At 58.9% G+C, this 18,519-nt stretch carries 17 protein-coding genes; 15 read left to right on the top strand and 2 right to left on the bottom strand.

Annotated elements, in window-relative coordinates:
- Positions 1–42 precede the first annotated feature (42 nt).
- Genes ribF through ispH form a run of 5 tightly spaced genes read left to right on the top strand, consistent with a single transcriptional unit; the run spans position 43 to position 5,765 of the window.
- Positions 43–1,017: a bifunctional riboflavin kinase/FAD synthetase gene (ribF, locus tag KW824_RS19605; protein ID WP_025325710.1), complete on the top strand. Its 975-nt coding sequence runs from the start codon at positions 43–45 to the stop codon at positions 1,015–1,017.
- Positions 1,017–3,878, top strand: a complete 2,862-nt coding sequence (ileS, locus tag KW824_RS19610) for an isoleucine--tRNA ligase (RefSeq protein ID WP_218410786.1) — start codon at positions 1,017–1,019, stop codon at positions 3,876–3,878. Before ribF ends, ileS begins: the two co-directional genes overlap by 1 nt.
- Positions 3,878–4,381 carry a signal peptidase II gene (gene lspA / locus KW824_RS19615; protein ID WP_182786607.1) on the top strand — a complete coding sequence of 168 codons (504 nt, stop codon included), beginning with the start codon at positions 3,878–3,880 and terminating at the stop codon, positions 4,379–4,381. Before ileS ends, lspA begins: the two co-directional genes overlap by 1 nt.
- Positions 4,378–4,830, top strand: a complete 453-nt coding sequence (fkpB, locus tag KW824_RS19620; protein WP_218410787.1) for an FKBP-type peptidyl-prolyl cis-trans isomerase — start codon at positions 4,378–4,380, stop codon at positions 4,828–4,830. Before lspA ends, fkpB begins: the two co-directional genes overlap by 4 nt.
- Positions 4,830–5,765 carry a 4-hydroxy-3-methylbut-2-enyl diphosphate reductase gene (gene ispH, locus KW824_RS19625; RefSeq protein WP_218410788.1) on the top strand — a complete coding sequence of 312 codons (936 nt, stop codon included), beginning with the start codon at positions 4,830–4,832 and terminating at the stop codon, positions 5,763–5,765. Before fkpB ends, ispH begins: the two co-directional genes overlap by 1 nt.
- 190 nt (positions 5,766–5,955) lie before the next feature.
- On the opposite strand, the gene KW824_RS19630 is transcribed toward ispH, so the two are convergent.
- The gene (locus KW824_RS19630; RefSeq protein ID WP_256351431.1) at positions 5,956–6,342 is read right to left on the bottom strand and encodes a type IV pilin protein; all 387 of its coding nucleotides are present in this window, start codon (positions 6,340–6,342) and stop codon (positions 5,956–5,958) included.
- 87 nt (positions 6,343–6,429) lie between these two features.
- Between KW824_RS19630 and KW824_RS19635 the strand changes: the two genes are divergently transcribed.
- From KW824_RS19635 to luxS, 8 genes are all read left to right on the top strand, one after another.
- Complete coding sequence (locus KW824_RS19635) at positions 6,430–6,963, top strand: GspH/FimT family protein (RefSeq protein ID WP_256351432.1); 534 nt, start codon at positions 6,430–6,432, stop codon at positions 6,961–6,963.
- Positions 6,954–7,628, top strand: a complete 675-nt coding sequence (locus tag KW824_RS19640; RefSeq protein ID WP_232092315.1) for a PilW family protein — start codon at positions 6,954–6,956, stop codon at positions 7,626–7,628. Before KW824_RS19635 ends, KW824_RS19640 begins: the two co-directional genes overlap by 10 nt.
- 4 nt (positions 7,629–7,632) lie before the next feature.
- Positions 7,633–8,748: a PilX N-terminal domain-containing pilus assembly protein gene (locus KW824_RS19645; RefSeq protein WP_182786601.1), complete on the top strand. Its 1,116-nt coding sequence runs from the start codon at positions 7,633–7,635 to the stop codon at positions 8,746–8,748.
- Positions 8,749–8,762: 14 nt separating this feature from the next.
- A complete protein-coding gene (locus KW824_RS19650; RefSeq protein WP_218410789.1) occupies positions 8,763–10,853 on the top strand; it encodes a prepilin-type N-terminal cleavage/methylation domain-containing protein in 2,091 nt (696 codons plus the stop codon).
- A 156-nt stretch (positions 10,854–11,009) separates the two neighbouring features.
- Positions 11,010–12,632: an NAD+ synthase gene (locus tag KW824_RS19655; RefSeq protein WP_043131484.1), complete on the top strand. Its 1,623-nt coding sequence runs from the start codon at positions 11,010–11,012 to the stop codon at positions 12,630–12,632.
- A 9-nt stretch (positions 12,633–12,641) separates the two neighbouring features.
- Positions 12,642–12,980, top strand: a complete 339-nt coding sequence (gene glnB / locus KW824_RS19660) for a nitrogen regulatory protein P-II (RefSeq protein ID WP_005308848.1) — start codon at positions 12,642–12,644, stop codon at positions 12,978–12,980.
- A 61-nt stretch (positions 12,981–13,041) separates the two neighbouring features.
- The gene (locus KW824_RS19665; protein WP_139751230.1) at positions 13,042–13,635 is read left to right on the top strand and encodes a transglycosylase SLT domain-containing protein; all 594 of its coding nucleotides are present in this window, start codon (positions 13,042–13,044) and stop codon (positions 13,633–13,635) included.
- 17 nt (positions 13,636–13,652) lie between these two features.
- Positions 13,653–14,162, top strand: a complete 510-nt coding sequence (luxS, locus tag KW824_RS19670; protein ID WP_017782209.1) for an S-ribosylhomocysteine lyase — start codon at positions 13,653–13,655, stop codon at positions 14,160–14,162.
- A gap of 60 nt (positions 14,163–14,222) precedes the next feature.
- On the opposite strand, the gene KW824_RS19675 is transcribed toward luxS, so the two are convergent.
- Positions 14,223–15,245, bottom strand: coding sequence for a GGDEF domain-containing protein (locus tag KW824_RS19675; protein ID WP_043131489.1), 1,023 nt, complete (start codon positions 15,243–15,245; stop codon positions 14,223–14,225).
- 133 nt (positions 15,246–15,378) lie between these two features.
- Between KW824_RS19675 and rnr the strand changes: the two genes are divergently transcribed.
- Positions 15,379–17,772 (top strand): ribonuclease R, encoded by a 2,394-nt coding sequence (gene rnr, locus KW824_RS19680; protein ID WP_005331756.1) that lies wholly within the window; start codon positions 15,379–15,381, stop codon positions 17,770–17,772.
- Positions 17,769–18,518, top strand: coding sequence for a 23S rRNA (guanosine(2251)-2'-O)-methyltransferase RlmB (gene rlmB, locus KW824_RS19685; protein ID WP_218410790.1), 750 nt, complete (start codon positions 17,769–17,771; stop codon positions 18,516–18,518). The genes rnr and rlmB overlap by 4 nt, the downstream gene beginning before the upstream one ends.
- Position 18,519: the final 1 nt, after the last annotated feature.

Below are 18,519 nucleotides of genomic sequence, written 5' to 3' on the forward strand. Positions count from 1 at the left end.
TATAATCCGCCGATTTCCATGGCAGCAACGCACAAGGCACTGATGGAACTCATTCGCGGCATTCACAATATCAAGCCCCGCCACCGGGGTTGTGTATTGACCATAGGCAACTTCGATGGGGTTCATCAGGGCCACCATGCTGTGCTGGCCCGGCTGCAGGAGAAAGCCGCCCAGCTTGGCCTGCCCGCCTGCGTCATGCTGTTCGAACCGCAGCCCCTTGAGCTCTTTGCGGGAGATGCCGCCCCTGCCCGGCTCAGCCGTTGGCGAGAGAAGTACGAAGCGCTCAAGGGGATGCAGATAGATCGCATGCTCTGCGTGCGGTTCACGCACCGCTTCGCCGAGCAGGCCGCCAGCACCTTCATCGAGCAGCTGCTGGTGGAGAAACTTGGCGTGCACTACCTGGTGGTGGGTGATGATTTTCGCTTCGGAAAGGGGCGGGAAGGGGACTTCCACCTGCTGGAGGAGGCGGGCCACCGCTTCGGCTTCGAGGTGATCAGCACCCAGAGCTTCCAGGTCGAACGCCAGCGGGTCAGCAGCACCCTGGTGCGCGAGGCCTTGAAGGCAGGGCGGATGGCGGAGGTGGAGCTGATGCTCGGCCGCCCCTATGCCATCAGCGGCCGGGTGGCCCACGGCGACAAGCTGGGGCGCACCATAGGTTTTCCTACGGCCAATCTCGCGCTCAAACGGCAGGTGATCCCGGTCGGTGGCGTGTTCGCGGTGGAAGTGTTATGTTCCGGCAAGACCTTCCCCGGCGTCGCCAATGTGGGTGTACGGCCGACCTTGAGCGGTACACAAGCCAGATTGGAAGTACATCTATTTGATTTTTCTGGTGATCTATACGGTCAGCAGGTCAAGGTGCTGCTTCGCCACAAGCTGCGCGAAGAGCAGAAGTTTGCCTCTTTCACCGCCTTGAAAGAGCAGATCGAACGAGATGCCCTGGCGGCCCGAGCCTGGTTCGGGCTGCCACCATTCAATTTACCCAGCACTCTTTTAGAAAAGAAGGGAACCCAGGACTGATGAGCGACTATAAACACACCCTGAATCTGCCGGAAACCGAGTTTCCGATGCGTGGCGATCTGGCCAAGCGCGAACCCAACATGCTCAAGCGTTGGTACGATCAGGATCTTTACGGCGCCATTCGCCGCGCCAAAGCGGGCAAGCCTTCTTTCATTCTGCATGATGGCCCTCCCTACGCGAACGGCAGCATTCACATCGGTCACTCGGTCAACAAGATCCTCAAAGACATCATCATCAAGTCCAAGGGCCTCTCCGGCTTCGACTCCCCCTATGTGCCGGGTTGGGATTGCCACGGTCTGCCTATCGAGCTGAAAGTGGAAGGCATGGTCGGCAAGCCGGGCGAGAAGGTTTCCGCTGCCGAATTCCGCGCCGAGTGCCGCAAATACGCCAAGACCCAGATCGAAGCGCAGAAGACCGACTTCATCCGTCTGGGTGTGCTGGGTGACTGGGAACACCCCTACCTGACCATGGATTTTGGCACCGAGGCCAACATCATCCGTTCCATGGCCAAGATCGTTGAAAATGGCCACCTGCACAAAGGTTCCAAGCCGGTGCACTGGTGTACCGATTGTGGCTCCGCGCTGGCTGAAGCTGAAGTGGAGTACTACGACAAGAACTCCCCCTCCATCGACGTGCGCTTCAAGGCCGTTGATGAGGCGACCGTTGCCGCCAAGTTTGATTGCGCCGAAGGCCACACCGGTAAGGGCCCGATCTCTGCGGTGATCTGGACCACTACTCCGTGGACCCTGCCAGCCAACCGCGCCATCGCCATGCACGCCGATCTGGACTATGCGCTGGTGCAGGTTGAAGGCGAGCACCCCGAGCGTCTGATCTTGGCCGCCGAGCTGGTCAAGGACGTCATGGATCGCGCCGGTATCGAGAAGTTCCACAATCTGGGCTACGCCAAGGGCGCGGCGATCGAGCTGCTGCGCTTCAACCACCCCTTCTACAGCTTCGACGTGCCTGTGGTACTGGGTGACCACGTCACTCTGGATGCCGGTACCGGCGCGGTACACACCGCCCCTGGCCACGGTCAGGAAGACTTTGTGGTGGGTCAGAAGTACGGTCTGGAAGTGGCCAACCCGGTTGGCAGCAACGGCGTTTACTTGCCGGATACCGAACTGTTTGCTGGCCAGCATGTGTTCAAGGCCAACGCCGCTGTGGTCGAGGTACTGACCGAGCGCGGCGCCCTGCTGCATCACAAGGTGTTCAATCACTCCTACCCGCACTGCTGGCGTCACAAGACCCCGATCATCTTCCGTGCCACTCCGCAGTGGTTCATCAGCATGGAACAGAAGGGACTGCGCAAGCGCGCGCTGGAAGAGATCGAGCGCATCGAGCAAGACGGTATCAAACAACACGGCCAGAGCGGCTGGGTACCGGCCTGGGGTAAAAACCGTATTCAGGCGATGGTCGAGAACCGTCCTGACTGGTGTATCTCCCGTCAGCGTACCTGGGGTGTGCCTATCTCCCTGTTTGTTCACAAAGAGACTCAGGCGCTGCACCCGGAATCCGTACGCCTGATGCACGAAGTGGCCAAGCGGGTCGAGCAGTCCGGCATCCAGGCATGGTGGGATCTGGACAAGGCCGAGCTGCTGGGCGCCGATGCCGACATGTACGACAAGGTGCCTGACACCCTGGACGTCTGGTTCGACTCCGGTTCAACCCACTCCTCAGTGGTCGACGCTCGTCCCGAGTTTAACGGCAACCCGGCCGACATGTATCTGGAAGGTTCTGATCAGCACCGCGGCTGGTTCATGTCCTCCCTGATGATCGGCGTGGCGATGAAAGACAAGGCCCCGTACAACCAGGTGCTGACTCACGGCTTCACCGTGGATGGCCAGGGTCGCAAGATGTCCAAGTCCATCGGTAACGTGGTCAGCCCGCAGGACGTGATGAACAAGCTGGGTGCCGATATCCTGCGTCTGTGGGTAGCGAGCACTGACTACACCGGCGAGATGACCGTCTCCGACGAGATCCTCAAGCGCTCCGCCGATGCTTATCGTCGTATTCGCAACACCGCCCGCTTCCTGCTGGCCAACCTGAACGGCTTCAATCCGGCGACCGACATGGTTGCGCCTGCCGACATGGTGGTGGTGGATCGCTGGGCCGTGGGTCGTGCCAAAGCGGTACAGGCCGAGATCATGGCCGCATTCGACGAGTACAACTTCCACGGCGTGACCCAGAAGCTGATGCAGTTCTGCTCCATCGAGATGGGCTCCTTCTATCTGGATGTCATTAAGGATCGTCAGTACACCGCCAAGGCCGACAGCCTGGCCCGTCGCTCCTGCCAGACCGCCCTCTATCACATCGCCGAGGCCATGGTGCGCTGGATGGCGCCGATCATGAGCTTCACCGCCGATGAAATCTGGGCACTGCTGCCGGGTGAGCGCGGCGAGTTCGTGTTCACCGAGGAGTGGTATGACGGCCTGTTCGGGCTGGAAGCGGGTGAAACCCTCAACGACGATTTCTGGGCCGAGATCCTCACCGTGCGCGGTGAAGTGAACAAGGCACTGGAAGTGGCCCGTGGCGAGAAGCGCATCGGTGGCTCCCTGCAGGCCGAGCTGACCCTGTTCGCCAAGCCGGCACTGGCCGCGCGTCTGAACGCCCTGGCCGATGAGCTGCGCTTCGTGCTGCTCACCTCCAAGGCCAAGGTTGTCAGCGTCGATACCGCCCCGGCAGACGCCGTGGCGACCGAGCGCGACGACCTGTGGCTGAGCGTGGCCCAGTCTGCCGCCGCCAAGTGTGACCGCTGCTGGCACCATGTGGAAGACGTGGGCACCATCGCCGGTCACGAAGAGATCTGTGGCCGCTGCGTCACCAACGTCGAGGGTGACGGCGAAACTCGTCAATTTGCCTGATGAACATGACTCACCATAAAAGCGGCCTGCGTTGGCTGTGGCTGGCAGTGCTGGCCTTTGTACTGGACCAGGCGAGCAAGCTCGCCGTGGTCAAGCTGCTGCCATTTGGCTACCCGGGGGTGGAGATCACCCCCTTCTTCAACCTGGTCCATGTCTACAACAAGGGGGCGGCTTTCAGCTTCCTGGCTGATCAGGGCGGCTGGCAGCGCTGGTTCTTCGCGGTGCTGGCGTTTGCCATCTGTGGCTTACTGATCCACTGGCTGCGCAAGCAGTCCGTCGCTCAGCGCTGGAGCGGCATCGCCTATTCGCTCATCATCGGCGGGGCGCTTGGCAATGTCTTTGATCGGCTGGTGCTGGGCCACGTGGTCGATTTCCTCGATTTCTATTGGCAGCGAGCTCATTGGCCTGCATTCAATCTGGCCGACAGCTTCATCTTCATCGGCGCCGCCATGATAGTGCTGGAAGGTTTTCGCAGTGAAAAGAAGAAGGACGTGACGCAATGAGCCGGCTGATTGTTGCAGACAGCAGTGTGCTGTTTCACTTCTCTATCAAGCTGGAAGACGGCTCGGTAGCTGACAGCACGGCGCTGCACGGCAAACCGGCCCGCCTGCGGATGGGGGATGGCAGCCTGACCAACACCTTCGAGCAGTGCCTGCTGGGGCTCAAGCAAGGTGATAGCAAGAGCTTCACATTGCCGCCGGAAGAGGCCTTTGGCCTCTCCAATCCCGACAACATCTACCATCTGGACAGAGCCAAGTTTGGTGCCGATGTGGAACCCAAGGTCGGTACCATCATCCTGTTTGATCAGCCCAACGGCAGCGAATTGCCGGGGATCATCCGGGCGGTGGAAGGCATGTCGGTGACGGTCGATTTCAACCACCCGCTGGCGGGCCACACCGTTACCTTTGAGGTGGAGATCCTGGGCGTGGATGACGAGGAAAAGGTGAGCTGATGGATATTTTGCTGGCTAACCCGCGTGGCTTCTGCGCCGGTGTCGACCGTGCCATCAGCATAGTCGAGAGCGCGCTGGAGAAGTTCGGTGCCCCTATCTATGTCCGTCACGAGGTGGTGCATAACCGCTATGTGGTGAACAAGCTGAAGGAGGCGGGAGCCGTGTTCGTCGAGGAACTGGACGAGGTGCCGGACGACAGCATCGTCATCTTCTCCGCCCACGGCGTTGCCAAGACGGTACGCGAGATGGCCAAGTCCCGTGCCCTCAAGGTGTTCGATGCCACCTGTCCACTGGTGACCAAGGTGCACATGGAGGTCCATCGTGCCAGTCGCAAGGGATCCGAGGCCGTACTCATCGGTCACGCGGGCCACCCCGAGGTGATCGGCACCATGGGGCAGTACGAGAATCAGGAAGGGGGCATGTATCTGGTGGAGACGCCGGAGGATGTGACCAGGCTCAAGGTGAAGAACCCGGATGATCTTTGCTTCGTCACCCAGACCACCCTGAGCGTGGATGAGACCTCTGACGTCATCGATGCCTTGCGCAAGCACTTCCCCAAGATCCAGGGGCCGCGCAAGGATGACATCTGTTATGCCACCCAGAACCGTCAGGATGCAGTTAGGGAGATGGCCGGGCTGGTGGATGCCATGCTGGTGGTGGGGTCGCGCAACTCCTCCAACTCCAACCGCCTGCGGGAGCTGGCCGAGAAGGTGGGGGCGCGAGCCTACCTGATCGACGATGCCTCCATGATCGAACCGGGCTGGTTGGACGGTGTGGAGCGTATCGGGGTGACCGCGGGGGCCTCTGCCCCCGATGTGCTGGTACAAAATGTCATCGCCCGTCTGCGTGAGTTGGGGGGCACGATAGTGACAGAACACCCTGGTCGCGAGGAAAACGTAGTATTCGAGGTGCCGCCAGAGTTGCGTATCCTCTGATGGAAATGCCGGCCCAGCGCCGGCATTTTTATAGGTAGAGCGGGCAATACCTGCATCAAGGCCAAAGGCGTGCTGGGGGGAGGCATAGTGATTGGCACAGATTCGCCTTCTTGTGATTTCAGTGTTTTCCCTATGCATGAGAGAGATCCCTCTCAATCACCTTCAACTGGGTGCTGATGGTTATGAGGGTTCACTTCCAGCAGTCGGCAGGATCCTTCACATCGGCCTTTGTGATGGTTAGCAGGGTACAGCCTGTATCGCCGAGCTGGGCACCAATAGCCTGAGCTTGCAGCTTGTAGGTGGCGGCACCGGTCGACGCAGCAACAACGGAAAAACTGTAGTAGCTGCTGCTGGGGTTACCAAGATCCGCCAGGTTCGTGCTGTAAGCGCTGCTGGTGATGCGATACTCTTCCTGCTTGAGTTGCATGGTCAGCAGAGTCTTGAACGCATCGGCACGTCGGGAGTGCTGCAGTCCGTTTTGGAAAGAGGGATAGGCGATGGCAGCAATGATGGCCACGATGGCGACTACGACCATCAATTCAATCAGCGTTATTCCTCTTGCGAAGCGTATTGGCATCGGCATGGTTCCATAGGTGAGTTGAGACTATCATAGGATAGTACTCGCCGGCCCGAGAACGGGCTACAGACAGGAGTCTGTGCAAACATGGAAATGCGAATCAGGCCGGTGTCCGGCTTTACCCTGATAGAACTGATACTCGCCTTGGCACTGGTGGCGATCCTGGTTGCCGTCGCGCTCCCCAGCTATCAGTCATTGCGACAGGAGCAGATGGTCAGAGCTGCGACGCAGGCCATCTATACCGATGTCATGCTGCTCAAGTCCGAGGCGGTCAAACGCAACAACAACCTCACCCTCATCATTTTCAACAGCGGACTGAGCGGCTGGTGCTATCGGGTTGCGGTCGACGGAGCGGGCAGTTGTAACAGTTGTGCCGACAGTTGCTCCAGCGTGGAAGGGCGAAAAGGCGGTGATGCCAGCGAATATCCTGGTATTGCACTGACCGCCAGTTACACCGGGGGCAAACTCACTTTTTCACCACGCAGGGGGACTTTACCCGCGGGGAATATTGAGCTGAGCTCTGGTGCCTATACCATACAGGTTCGTTCGAGTGACTTGGGGCGGGTATCTACCTGTGCACCAACAGGCAGCAAGGTTGGGGGTGTCCCAACATGTTCTTAAGACACAACCGGGGTTTCAATCTGGTGGAGCTGATGGTGGCCATGGTGGCGGGCTTGCTGCTGGTTGCGGCTGCGTCGGCGCTCTTTGCCAGCATCCTCAAGGCCAACAGAACTGCCATGCAGGTGAGTAGACTCAATCAGGAGCTTCAATCGATTACGGACATGATGGCTCGTGATATCCAGCGTGCAGGTTATGACACCAGTGCTGCAGCCCATACTCTGGTCTCTGGCGCAACATCTCCCTTCTATTTCGATTCTACTAAGCATTTGCTAAATAAATATTCGTCTTCGCCAGATAAATTCCGCTGTATAGCAGTGAAATACGATGAGCGTGATGCTAATGCTCCAAGCCCTGGCTTGCCAGGGGCTAAGGAGGCTGTTGTATACAGTTATCGTTCTACGAGCACAGATAGCTCCATATGGCTGGATGATCTATCTGCTTCGGCAAGCGTGGGGACGTTAACTACTGCCTGTAGTAGTGGGGGCAATAGACTTACTACGGATGATGCGATTGAGATTACTGACCTGAGCTTTACGATGATTTCCGGTTCTGTCTCCACGGGGGTCAGAACTATCAGGCTCACTATCACGGGCAACGATATCAAATCTCCGGCCCTGGTACTCACTCTGCAGCGGGATATCAAGCTGCGCAACGACGGGTTCTGATGTCATGAAGCGCCACGCCGGTTTCACCACCTTTACGGTCACCCTGCTGCTTATCCTTATCCTTGTCGGTATTTCCTTGTTGGTGGGAAAGTTGATGGTGGCCGACCGAAAAGTCAGCGTCAACGAGGTTCAATATCGGCAGGCCATTGCACTGGCTGAGTTGGGTATTGCCGATGGCCTGAGTCGGCAGGGCGCTGGCATTGCTATCCCCAGCGGCGGCCTGACGGTCAGCTCGGCGGAAGGCACTTATCTGCTCACGGCTACCAATACAACGCCGATCACGGTCGGCTCACCGCCCAATACGCTGGATGTGACGCCGGTGGAGTTGGTATCCATAGCCACTTTGCCCAGCAATCTGGGAACCGCTACCGTGCGGGTTCAGGTTGCGGCCTATCATCTGCTTTCCGCAGCCAAAGCTGTACCTCTGATGGTCGCGGGAGGGGCTTCTATTGGGGGAAACTTCACTGTGGTTGCCAATCCAAACGGTGGGGGGCCAGGGGTACCGCTATCGGTCTGGTCTGATCAGGCTGTAGGGGGCAGCGGATCCTGGCAGACGTGTCACCAAGGGGATTTTAGCGGCGGCAGCTGCAGTACTAATCTCAGCGATGATAATGATATCGGGCCGGATATAAAGGCAAGTGATCCCACCTTCCCAGACGATCTGCTCTGGTATCTGTTTGGAGAGCCGAATACAGATGAAGGCTGGGCTAACATGTTCGATAACGGGGCGATTTCTATCCCCAATTGCAGCTCTCTGGGGGCGACATCGACCGGGATATTTATTGTCGATGTTGGCGTCGATTGCGACTTCACTGCGAGTCTGATTGGAAGTGCGGGGGCTCCCGTGGTGCTGATTGTCCGGGATGGTGACCTGACGATGAATGGCGGCTTGGTATTCAACGGCATCATTTTCGCGCATTCCGATGATCCGAGTAATCCTCCGCGGGTGAAAGCAAATGGTACGGCAACGGTGAATGGCTCCCTGATTGCCAATGCCCCTATCGATATCACGAGCGGTACTTTCAATGTCAAATACGATCAATCCGTGCTTGACGGTGTTCAACAGGGCGCCAGTTTTCAGACCACAAAGATGGTGCCCGGTAGTTGGCGGGATTGGTAGGGCGAGGAACGCATATGAAAAAGCAGAAAGGATTCGGTCTGCTGGAGATCCTGATTACCCTGGTACTGCTCGGGGTGGGGGTGGCTGGGCTTGTCTCGCTGGCGCGTGGCATGTTGAGTACAGCCCGCGAAGGGGGGCGGTACGAGATAGCCATGCGATTGGCCGAGTCCAAGCTCGATGAGTTTCGCAACTTCAACGAAATACGCACAGCGACCCCACCACTCACTGCTTATAAAGACATTTCCACCGGTAGCAGCAGCCAGTCACTCTCGAATGACAACTACGGAGTCAGCTGGAAGGTCAGCAACCAGTATCTGAATGGCGGTGTCTGGTCGACAACTAAGCCAGCCACTTATCTTTACGACTATCCGGAGCGTAAGCGGGTAGAGGTGACTGTCACCTGGAATGATAATGATGGGGCAGCCCGTACGCTGCAGCTGGCAGGCGCTATTTCCCCCACAGGTTCCTTCACCAGCGAAGAAACCGGAGACGGTCTGGTCAAACCCCGTGAAAGTCCCACGGTTGACTATACGCAGGGAAGCGTTCCGGACGTGGTTTCAGTTGCGCTGGGGAATGGCAGCAATAAAGAGACGAGCAAGCCTTTACCCCATATATCGGGAGGATCCAGTTCCAGCCGAACCATTCAATTTGATACGGCGACTTACCAGACTATAGGAACCGGCAGTCAGCGACAGTCGGTTCAGGATACTGCCACGGTTTATTGCAGCTGCACTTTTTCCGGTGGCACAGGAACGGCTTATTTGCCCGCACGTCCCTATTATATCGAGTCCGATGATCTGCAATATTGGAAGTCAGGTACACAGTTGAGCAAGTCTGTCGGGGTGCTGAAAGGCAATGCCAATCAGCAGGAAACACTCTGCTCGACTTGTTGCAATGAACATCATGATGTGAGCACCCAAGGATTTGCCGGCTATTACGCACCACTGAACACGAGCAGGGGCAGATACCAAGCAAGCGGGAGTAGCCTGGTGGCGGCCAGCACAGGTGATTATCTGGATGCCTGCCGGTTTATCCGTATCGATGGTTTCTACCGCCCCGCACCGGATTGGCGCCTTGCGAGCCTAACCAGTTTCTCCGCCAGCTTTCTGAACGATACCACCAATCTGGCGAACTATCAGGCTTATGTGGTCTATGTGGTGACAGAGCATGCCAAATGGCAGAAAACGGCTTTCGCTGGGACAACTGACAGCAGTTGGTCGACCCCCAACTCCTCCCCGGCGATCCAGTCATTCAATAGCTGGCTGGCGGCGAACCGGGCTGGTGACAGTACCACGGCCCTGTCGACTTCGATAGGCTCGAGGCAATTGATCAGCCGTGGCATCTACGTGGATATCATGCCCCCCAGCTATCTAAGCGATGAGGTCTTTAAAGGGGGAGTGAGCGAACCGATTTTGGCCAAAATCCCGTTTCAGGATGTGAACATGACGCTGCTAAGCGAATGGAGCAGCAGCGACACCAACAAAGGTACCGTGACCAGTCAGCCGATAGCCACTATCGTTGACCCGGACAACAACTATTACGGCACCTATAGCCGGGGGATATTGACGGCCAAGAGTACGACCTTCTCTGGCACACCGCCAGCCGATAGCCCAATCACCATCACGGTGAAAAGTTATCAGGGTAATTCGGGGGTTGTGGGGTCAGCCGTACTGCCTGAAGATGTCACTGCGGCCATGACCTCCACCATACTGGTCAGTATCCAAGACCAACCGGTTGCCAGCATTCACGGGATCGTGGAGTGTTTGCAGCTGAAGACAACGGGCCCAAACAATAAATCTGCCCCTTGCGACGCCACCTCTATTGGCCTGACCGTTGGCGTCAACAATGCCAATGTGACCTGTCAGGTGCTGGATCTGGGCACGCCGGCAAAACCAAACTATTCGTGTAGCGGGGTACCTGGCAGCAGCTTTACGCTGACCCTCTCCAAGAGCGGTTACCAGATCACGCCGGCCTCCCAGACATTTACCCTGCCAGCCAGCGGTACCTCGGTGGGCGGTTGTGTGATGATGGTACAGGAGACGTTGCTGACCGCATCACCTGCACCGACGCCGACGCCGACGACGACGTGCACCACAGTGCCCTAGCCTGATGTGCTGTGATATGGAGGCATGTGTATATCCGTCATCAGTCATAGGTAGAGTGATGGAATAATAACGGATGCCCTTCTCCCCAAGGCGCTGGCACAGCCAGCGCCTTTTCTTTATCATTCCCCATCATTTTCGAATTCAAGATGCATCGCCATGGCAAAAGCCCTCTCTCTGATGCTTGCCCAGTTAAATCTGACGGTAGGCGCCATCGAAGATAACTGTGACAAGGTGCTGGCTGCCGCCGCAGAGGCCGACCAGCAAGGTGCCGATCTGCTGGTCTGCTCCGAGCTGGCGCTGACCGGCTATCCGCCTGAAGATCTGCTGCTGCGCAGCGATCTGATGGTCCGGGTGGAGGCGGCTTTGGCTCGTGTTGTGGCCTGGCAGGGTCGTTGCGCCATCCTGGTGGGACACCCCTGGCGTGAAGGAGAAGCGCTCTACAATGCCGCCTCTCTCTATGAGCAGGGCAAGCTGATCGCCCGTTACTTCAAGCAGGATCTGCCCAACTACGGGGTGTTCGACGAGAAGCGCTACTTCACCGCGGCGAGCGATACCTGCGTGGTGTCGTTCCGTGACCATCAACTGGGCTTGCTCATCTGTGAAGACCTGTGGCAACCGGGCCCGGCACTCGCGGCAAAGGCGGCCGGTGCCGAGCTGCTGCTCACCATCAATGCTTCCCCATACGATCAGGAAAAACCCTGGATCCGCCGCGAGCTGATGGCCGAGCGTTGCGAGCAGACCGGCTTGCCGCTGGTTTACCTCAATCAGGTCTGTGGTCAGGACGAACTGATATTCGATGGTTGCTCCAAGGTGTTCAACAGCCAGAGCGAGCTGACCCACAAGCTGGCCCCCTTTGCCGAAGAGCTGGCGCTGGTGCGTTTTGTCGACGGTCAGCCGCTGAAAGAGCGGGAACCCGCCGCGCCGCTGGCGCCCCTGGCCGAGACCTATCAGGCGCTGGTGCTAGCGGTGCATGACTACGTCACAAAGAACGGTTTCCAGGGGGCCGTGCTGGGCCTCTCGGGTGGCATAGACTCCGCCCTGACGCTCGCCATCGCGGCAGATGCCATCGGTGCCGACAAGGTGCAGGCGGTGATGATGCCGTTCCGCTACACCGCCCAGATGAGCGTGGAGGATGCCAAGGAGCAGGCCGAGCGGATGGGGGTCGAGTTCAACATCATCTCCATCGAGCCCATGTTCGAGGGCTTTATGGCTCAGCTGGCGCCGCTGTTTGAAGGGACGGCCCGCGATACCACCGAGGAGAACCTGCAGGCCCGCTGCCGTGGCGTGCTCTTGATGGCGCTCTCCAACAAGCGTCGTCGCATCGTGCTGACTACCGGCAACAAGAGCGAGATGGCGGTCGGCTATGCCACCCTGTATGGTGACATGGCGGGCGGCTTTGACGTGCTCAAGGACGTGCCCAAGACGCTGGTCTTCAAGCTGTGCGAATACCGCAACTCCGTCGACTATGTGATCCCGCAGCGGGTCATTGATCGTCCCCCTTCGGCAGAGCTGGCACCGGATCAGGTGGATCAGGACAGCCTGCCCCCCTACGACATTCTGGACGCCATCCTCAAGCGCTATGTGGAAGAAGATGCCTCGGTCGCTGACATGGTGGCGGAGGGCTTCGAAGAAGCCGTGGTGCGCAAGGTGATCCGCCTGGTGGATCTCAACGAGTACAAGCGCCGTCAGGCTGCCGTCGGGCCCCGTATCACGACCCGCAACTTTGGTAAGGATCGCCGCTACCCCATTACGTCCGGGTTCGGTAAACAGAACTGGTAAGGAGTCACCATGAAGAAGATTGAAGCCATCATCAAACCGTTCAAGCTGGACGATGTGCGCGAAGCCCTGGCCGAGATCGGCATCAACGGCATGACTGTATCCGAAGTCAAAGGCTTCGGGCGCCAGAAGGGCCATACCGAGCTCTATCGCGGTGCCGAGTACATGGTCGACTTCCTGCCCAAGGTAAAAGTAGAGCTAGTGGTGCAGGACGAGGATCTCGACGCCTGTCTGGAAGCGATCCAGAACACTGCCCGTACCGGCAAGATCGGTGATGGCAAGATCTTCGTCTGCGAGGTGGAGCGTGTGATCCGCATCCGCACCGGTGAAGAGAACGAAGACGCGATTTGATGTGATGGATGTGCCTCGTAACGACCAAGAGAACGAAAATGTAACCCATCCGATACCAAGGATGCGTCTCATGGTGGCAGCCGGCCTGCTGATGGTGCTGACTGCTTGCAGTAGTCAGCCACCGGCCCAGCCGGAAAACCTGTGCCAGATCTTTCGGGAAAAACCCGAGTGGCACAAGGCAGCACTCAAGATGAACGAAAAGTGGGGGACCCCGGTACATGTGGTGATGGCCATGATGTATCAGGAGTCCTCCTTCGTGCACGATGCCCAGCCGCCGATGCAATATTTTCTCTTCATCCCTACCGGGCGTGCCAGCTCTGCTTATGGCTATGCCCAGGTCAAGGATGAGACTTGGGATGATTACCAGCGGGAGAGCGGCAACGGCTGGAGCGATCGCGACGACTTCGCTGACGCCATCGATTTCATGGGCTGGTACACTCACAAGGCGCAGCGGCTCAATGGCACTTCCAAGTGGGATGCCTACGGTCAATATCTCAATTATCACGAAGGCTGGGGTGGTTACCGGCGCGGCAGCTACCGCAGCAAGGGGTGGCTGATGAAGGTCTCCCGCAAGGTGGAGGCCCGTGCCCAACGCTACGGCGCCCAGTATCGACAATGCAAGGATCGGCTTCCCAGCGGGGGCTGGTTCTCGTAACCAATCAGGAGTCAGAAATGCCGTTATTGGACAGTTTTACCGTCGACCATACTCGCATGGCAGCCCCGGCAGTCCGGGTCGCCAAGACCATGCAGACCCCGAACAAGGACACCATTACCGTGTTCGATCTGCGTTTCTGCGTGCCGAACCAGGAGATCCTTTCCGAGCGCGGCATCCATACCCTTGAGCATCTGTTTGCCGGTTTCATGCGGGATCACTTGAACGGTAACGGGGTCGAGATCATCGACATCTCCCCCATGGGCTGCCGTACCGGCTTCTACATGAGCCTGATTGGTGCGCCGGACGAGGCCCGCGTGGGCGCCGCCTGGCAGGCCGCCATGAGCGACGTGCTGACCGTACAGGAGCAGGGCAAGATCCCCGAGCTGAACGAATACCAGTGCGGTACCTACAGCATGCACTCCCTGGAAGAGGCCCATGCCATCGCCCGCCATGTGCTGGAGCGCGGCATCGGCGTCAACCACAACGACGAGCTGGCGCTGCCGGAAGAGAAGCTGAAAAGCCTCTGAGCAGAATGCGGAAAAATGAAAAGGCCGGTCTGTGACCGGCCTTTTTTGTGTCTGAGAGGCTCAGGAGGGGAGTGGCATCACCCGGTTGCGACCCAGCTCCTTGGCCTTGTAGAGCAGCTTGTCGGTGCGCTCTATCAGGGCGTCCGCCGTCTCCTGCCCATTATATTCCCCCACACCGAAGGAGGCGGTGATGTGATCGATGCGCCGGCCTGATTTGCGATCCAGCAGCGACATCCGCTCGATGACCCGGCGCAGGCTCTCCGCCATCTGGCGGGTCAGTGCCAACACCCGGCCCGGCACCAGCAGGGCAAACTCTTCCCCTCCGAGCCGATAGGCCGTGATGCCCTCCTTGCTCACTTCCCGCAGCCGCTTGCCGACGATGCGCAGCACCTGATCTCCCAGCAGATGACCATATTCGTCGTTGAAGTTCTTGAAACGATCGATATCGGTCATGATCAGCGAGAAGGGCTGCTTGCTGCGGATCAGGCTTTCCATCTCCAGATCGAAGGCGCGACGGTTGAGCAGCGAGGTCAGAGCGTCCTCGGTGGCCATCTTGCGCGTCTCGTTCAGTGCTGCCTTGAGCTCCTTGATCTCCTTCTCGGCGCTGCTGAGCTGGTTGCGAAAGTGCAGGGTGGACATGCGCACGTCCCGCGACTCGCGTACCAGTTCCCGCAAGATGGCCATGGTGTCGTCCAGGCTCAGTCCCTCGTCATCGATGAGGTTCAACTTGTCGAAGCTTTTGTCGAGCATGGCCTGGAACTGGCCGGTATCGACCAGCGCATCCTGCATGGAGTGGCCGAGCTCATTGGCCATGGCGACCAGATTGAGCTTCATCGCCTCCATCTGTTGCTCGTCCTGGCTGGCCAGATGCTGGTGATAGAGACGCTCACAGGTGGTGAGGGAGAAGGTACCCTGCAGTTTTATCGCGTGATCGACGGCGTTATTCAGCTCGGGCATGGCGCCAGAGACATAGTTGTACCAAAGATGGTAATTGTTCGGGGTGGTGGGGATTTGATACTTGATCATCAGGGGGACCGCCTGTTTCAAATAGGCGGCCGATTGGGCGAACGAGTCCTTGCTCATGAGTTCCGAGTCTCACATACCTGCAAACTGTCGCCAGTATGACAGAGAGATTGGCCAAAAGGCAGTCGATGGATGCCATTAGCTCCCCCCTTCGATATAATGTCTGGGTTACTACCTACCCTAAGGCCTGCTTATGTCTCAAAAAGATCCTTTCCTCCAACGCGAGGCCGAAAAATACGAAAACCCCATCGCCAGTCGCGAGCTGATCCTCGAACTCATCAAGGGTCACGAAAAGCCGATGTCCCGCGAAGAGCTGGCCAAGGCACTCAAGCTGACTGAAGAAGAGCCGTTGGAAGCCTTGCGCCGTCGTCTGCGCGCCATGGAGCGCGATGGGCAGTTGGTATTCACTCGCAACCAATGTTACGCCCTGCCGGATCGTCTGAATCTGGTCAAAGGGTATGTACTCGGCCATAAAGATGGTTTCGGTTTTCTGCGTCCGGAAGGTGGTGGACCGGATCTGTATCTGAACAACCGCGAGATGCAGCGCCTGATGCACGGTGACTATGCCCTGGTGCAGCCGACCGAAATCGACCGCAAGGGTCGTCAGGAAGCACGTCTGGTTCGCCTGCTCAAGCCCCGTGAAGCAGACATCGTCGGCCGTTACTTCGTCGAGAACGGCGTGGGTTTCGTGGTGCCGGATGACAGCCGCATCGGTCAGGACATCATCATCCCTGAAGGCGAAAACAAGGGTGCTCGCCAGAGCCAGGTCGTGGTGGTGCGCATCAACCAGCGCGCCAACTCCCGCATCAACGCAGTCGGTACCGTACTGGACGTGCTGGGCGAGAACATGGCCCCTGGCATGGAGATCGAGATCGCCCTGCGTACCCACGGTATCCCGCATACCTGGCCGGAGGAGGTGACCAAGGAGGTCGCCGGTCTGGGTGAACAGGTGCCGGAGAAAGCCAAAGAGGGTCGCATCGATCTGCGTGCCCTGCCGCTGGTCACCATTGACGGGGAAGATGCCCGCGACTTCGATGACGCCGTCTTCTGTGAAGCCAAGCGTGGCGGCGGCTGGCGCCTGTGGGTTGCCATTGCGGACGTATCCGCCTATGTGAAGCCCGGCACTGCGCTGGATGCCGAAGCCTATCAGCGCGGCAACTCTGTCTATTTCCCCGAGTTCGTGGTGCCCATGCTGCCGGAGGTGCTCTCCAACGGTTTGTGCTCCCTGAATCCGCAGGTTGACCGCCTCTGCATGGTGTGCGAGATGACCATCTCCGCCGCTGGCCGCATGTCCGGCTACAAGTTCTACGAAGCGGTGATGAACTCCCATGCCCGCATGACCTACAGCAAGGTTGCGGCCATTCTGGATGGTGATCCCAAGCTGCGTCAGCAATATGACCCGCTGGTGGGCCACATCGAAGAGCTCAACAACCTCTACAAGGCGCTCAAGCACGCCCGTCACCAGCGTGGTGCGGTGGAGTTCGAGAGCGAGGAGACCCGTTTCATCTTCAACGCCCAGCGCAAGATCGACCAGATCGTGCCGCTGGTGCGCAACGATGCCCACAAGATCATCGAAGAGTGCATGATCCAGGCGAACGTGGCCGCGGCCCGTTACATCGAGAAGAACGAAGCCTCTGCCCTGTTCCGGGTGCACGACCGTCCGGGCGAAGAGCGCCTGACCGGTTTCCGTGACTTCCTGGCAGAACTGGGTCTGGAGCTCAAGGGCGGCCTCGAGCCCGAGCCGAAGGACTTTGCCGAGCTGGCCGCCAAGTTTGAAGGGCGCCCGGATGCCGAGCTGCTCTCCACCATGCTGCTGCGTTCCATGCGTCAGGCGGTCTATCAGGCTGACAACATCGGTCACTTCGGTCTGGCGCTGAAGTCCTACGCCCACTTCACCTCGCCGATCCGTCGCTATCCCGACCTCATTCTGCACCGTGCCATCAAGTACCAGACTGCAAAAGAGCAGCAGGGCAACCTGCGTCACAAGTGGACCCCGAGCGGTGGTTACCACTACCAGCTGGAAGAAGTGGACCCGATGGGCGAGCACTGCTCCATGACCGAGCGCCGTGCCGACGATGCGACCCGCGACGTGGCCGACTGGCTCAAGTGCGAGTACATGCTGGATCACGTGGGTGACGAGTTCGATGGTGTCATCGCCAGCGTCACCGGCTTTGGCTTCTTCGTGCGCCTGGCGGATATCCACATCGATGGTCTGGTGCACGTCAGCACCCTCACCAACGACTACTACCAGTTTGATCCCCTGCACATGCAGCTGATCGGCGAGAACTTCCGCCGTCGCTACCGTCTGGGTGACAAGGTGCGGGTCAAGGTGATGGGTGTGAACCTGGACGATCGCAAGATCGACTTCGTGATGGTGGAAGAGCCGCTTCAGGCCACCGGCAAGAACGCCAAGGAGATGGCGCGCAAGCAGGCCGAGATTAAGAAAGAGAAGGCCAAGAGCGCCCAGCGCCACGAGAAACGCAAAGAGGGCAAGGATCACGGCAAATCCGACAAAGGTGGCCGCGCCAAGCCCAGCAACAGACGACCGAGCAAAAATGCTCGCGACAAGGCCAAGAGCACTAAATGAGTACAGAACTGATCTACGGCATTCACGCTGTATCCGCGCTGCTTGAGCGCACCCCGGAGCGTTTCATCGAGGTATGGGCCCTCAAGGGCCGCGATGACGACCGGCTGCAACCCTTGCTGACCGAGCTGGAATCCCTCGGCATCAAGGTGCAGAGTGTGAACCGCAAGACCCTCGATGACAAAGCGGAGGGCAACAATCACCAGGGCATCATGGCCAAGGTGATAGAGGCGCCCAAGCTGGCCGAGCACGACCTGGCCAGTCTGCTGGACGGCCTGGCGGTGCAAGAGGCCGCCCCCTTCCTGCTGGTGCTGGACGGGGTGACCGATCCGCACAACCTCGGTGCCTGCCTGCGCAGCGCCGATGCGGCCGGGGTCCATGCGGTGATAGTGCCGCGGGACAAGGCCACCGGCCTGACCTCCATAGTGCGCAAGGTCGCCTGTGGCGCCGCCGAAGTGGTGCCGCTCATTCAGGTCACCAACCTGGCGCGCACCCTGCGCGAGCTGCAGGAGCGCGGTGTCTGGATAGTCGGTACCGCCGGCGAGGCGGACCACGACCTCTATCAGGCCAAGCTGACCGGCCCCATGGCGCTGGTGATGGGCGCCGAGGGCAAGGGGATGCGTCGCCTGACCCGCGAACATTGCGACGAACTGGTGAGCATCCCGATGGCGGGGGCGGTATCCAGCCTCAACGTCTCGGTGGCGAGCGGCGTCTGCCTGTTCGAAGCCGTGCGTCAGCGCCGCAGCTGAC

Origin of the sequence: Aeromonas sp. sif0611, assembly GCF_019218845.1 — a bacterium.
In the GTDB taxonomy this organism is placed as follows: Bacteria; Pseudomonadota; Gammaproteobacteria; order Enterobacterales; family Aeromonadaceae; genus Aeromonas; species Aeromonas media.

Excerpts from the sequence above, each read along its gene's own strand:
- ribF (WP_025325710.1), top strand. The coding sequence starts at position 43 with ATGGAACTCATTCGCGGCATTCACAATATCAAGCCCCGCCACCGGGGT.
- ileS (WP_218410786.1), top strand. The coding sequence starts at position 1,017 with ATGAGCGACTATAAACACACCCTGAATCTGCCGGAAACCGAGTTTCCG.
- lspA (WP_182786607.1), top strand. The coding sequence starts at position 3,878 with ATGAACATGACTCACCATAAAAGCGGCCTGCGTTGGCTGTGGCTGGCA.
- fkpB (WP_218410787.1), top strand. The coding sequence starts at position 4,378 with ATGAGCCGGCTGATTGTTGCAGACAGCAGTGTGCTGTTTCACTTCTCT.
- ispH (WP_218410788.1), top strand. The coding sequence starts at position 4,830 with ATGGATATTTTGCTGGCTAACCCGCGTGGCTTCTGCGCCGGTGTCGAC.
- KW824_RS19630 (WP_256351431.1), bottom strand. The coding sequence starts at position 6,342 with ATGCCAATACGCTTCGCAAGAGGAATAACGCTGATTGAATTGATGGTC.
- KW824_RS19635 (WP_256351432.1), top strand. The coding sequence starts at position 6,430 with ATGGAAATGCGAATCAGGCCGGTGTCCGGCTTTACCCTGATAGAACTG.
- KW824_RS19640 (WP_232092315.1), top strand. The coding sequence starts at position 6,954 with ATGTTCTTAAGACACAACCGGGGTTTCAATCTGGTGGAGCTGATGGTG.
- KW824_RS19645 (WP_182786601.1), top strand. The coding sequence starts at position 7,633 with ATGAAGCGCCACGCCGGTTTCACCACCTTTACGGTCACCCTGCTGCTT.
- KW824_RS19650 (WP_218410789.1), top strand. The coding sequence starts at position 8,763 with ATGAAAAAGCAGAAAGGATTCGGTCTGCTGGAGATCCTGATTACCCTG.
- KW824_RS19655 (WP_043131484.1), top strand. The coding sequence starts at position 11,010 with ATGGCAAAAGCCCTCTCTCTGATGCTTGCCCAGTTAAATCTGACGGTA.
- glnB (WP_005308848.1), top strand. The coding sequence starts at position 12,642 with ATGAAGAAGATTGAAGCCATCATCAAACCGTTCAAGCTGGACGATGTG.
- KW824_RS19665 (WP_139751230.1), top strand. The coding sequence starts at position 13,042 with ATGCGTCTCATGGTGGCAGCCGGCCTGCTGATGGTGCTGACTGCTTGC.
- luxS (WP_017782209.1), top strand. The coding sequence starts at position 13,653 with ATGCCGTTATTGGACAGTTTTACCGTCGACCATACTCGCATGGCAGCC.
- KW824_RS19675 (WP_043131489.1), bottom strand. The coding sequence starts at position 15,245 with ATGAGCAAGGACTCGTTCGCCCAATCGGCCGCCTATTTGAAACAGGCG.
- rnr (WP_005331756.1), top strand. The coding sequence starts at position 15,379 with ATGTCTCAAAAAGATCCTTTCCTCCAACGCGAGGCCGAAAAATACGAA.
- rlmB (WP_218410790.1), top strand. The coding sequence starts at position 17,769 with ATGAGTACAGAACTGATCTACGGCATTCACGCTGTATCCGCGCTGCTT.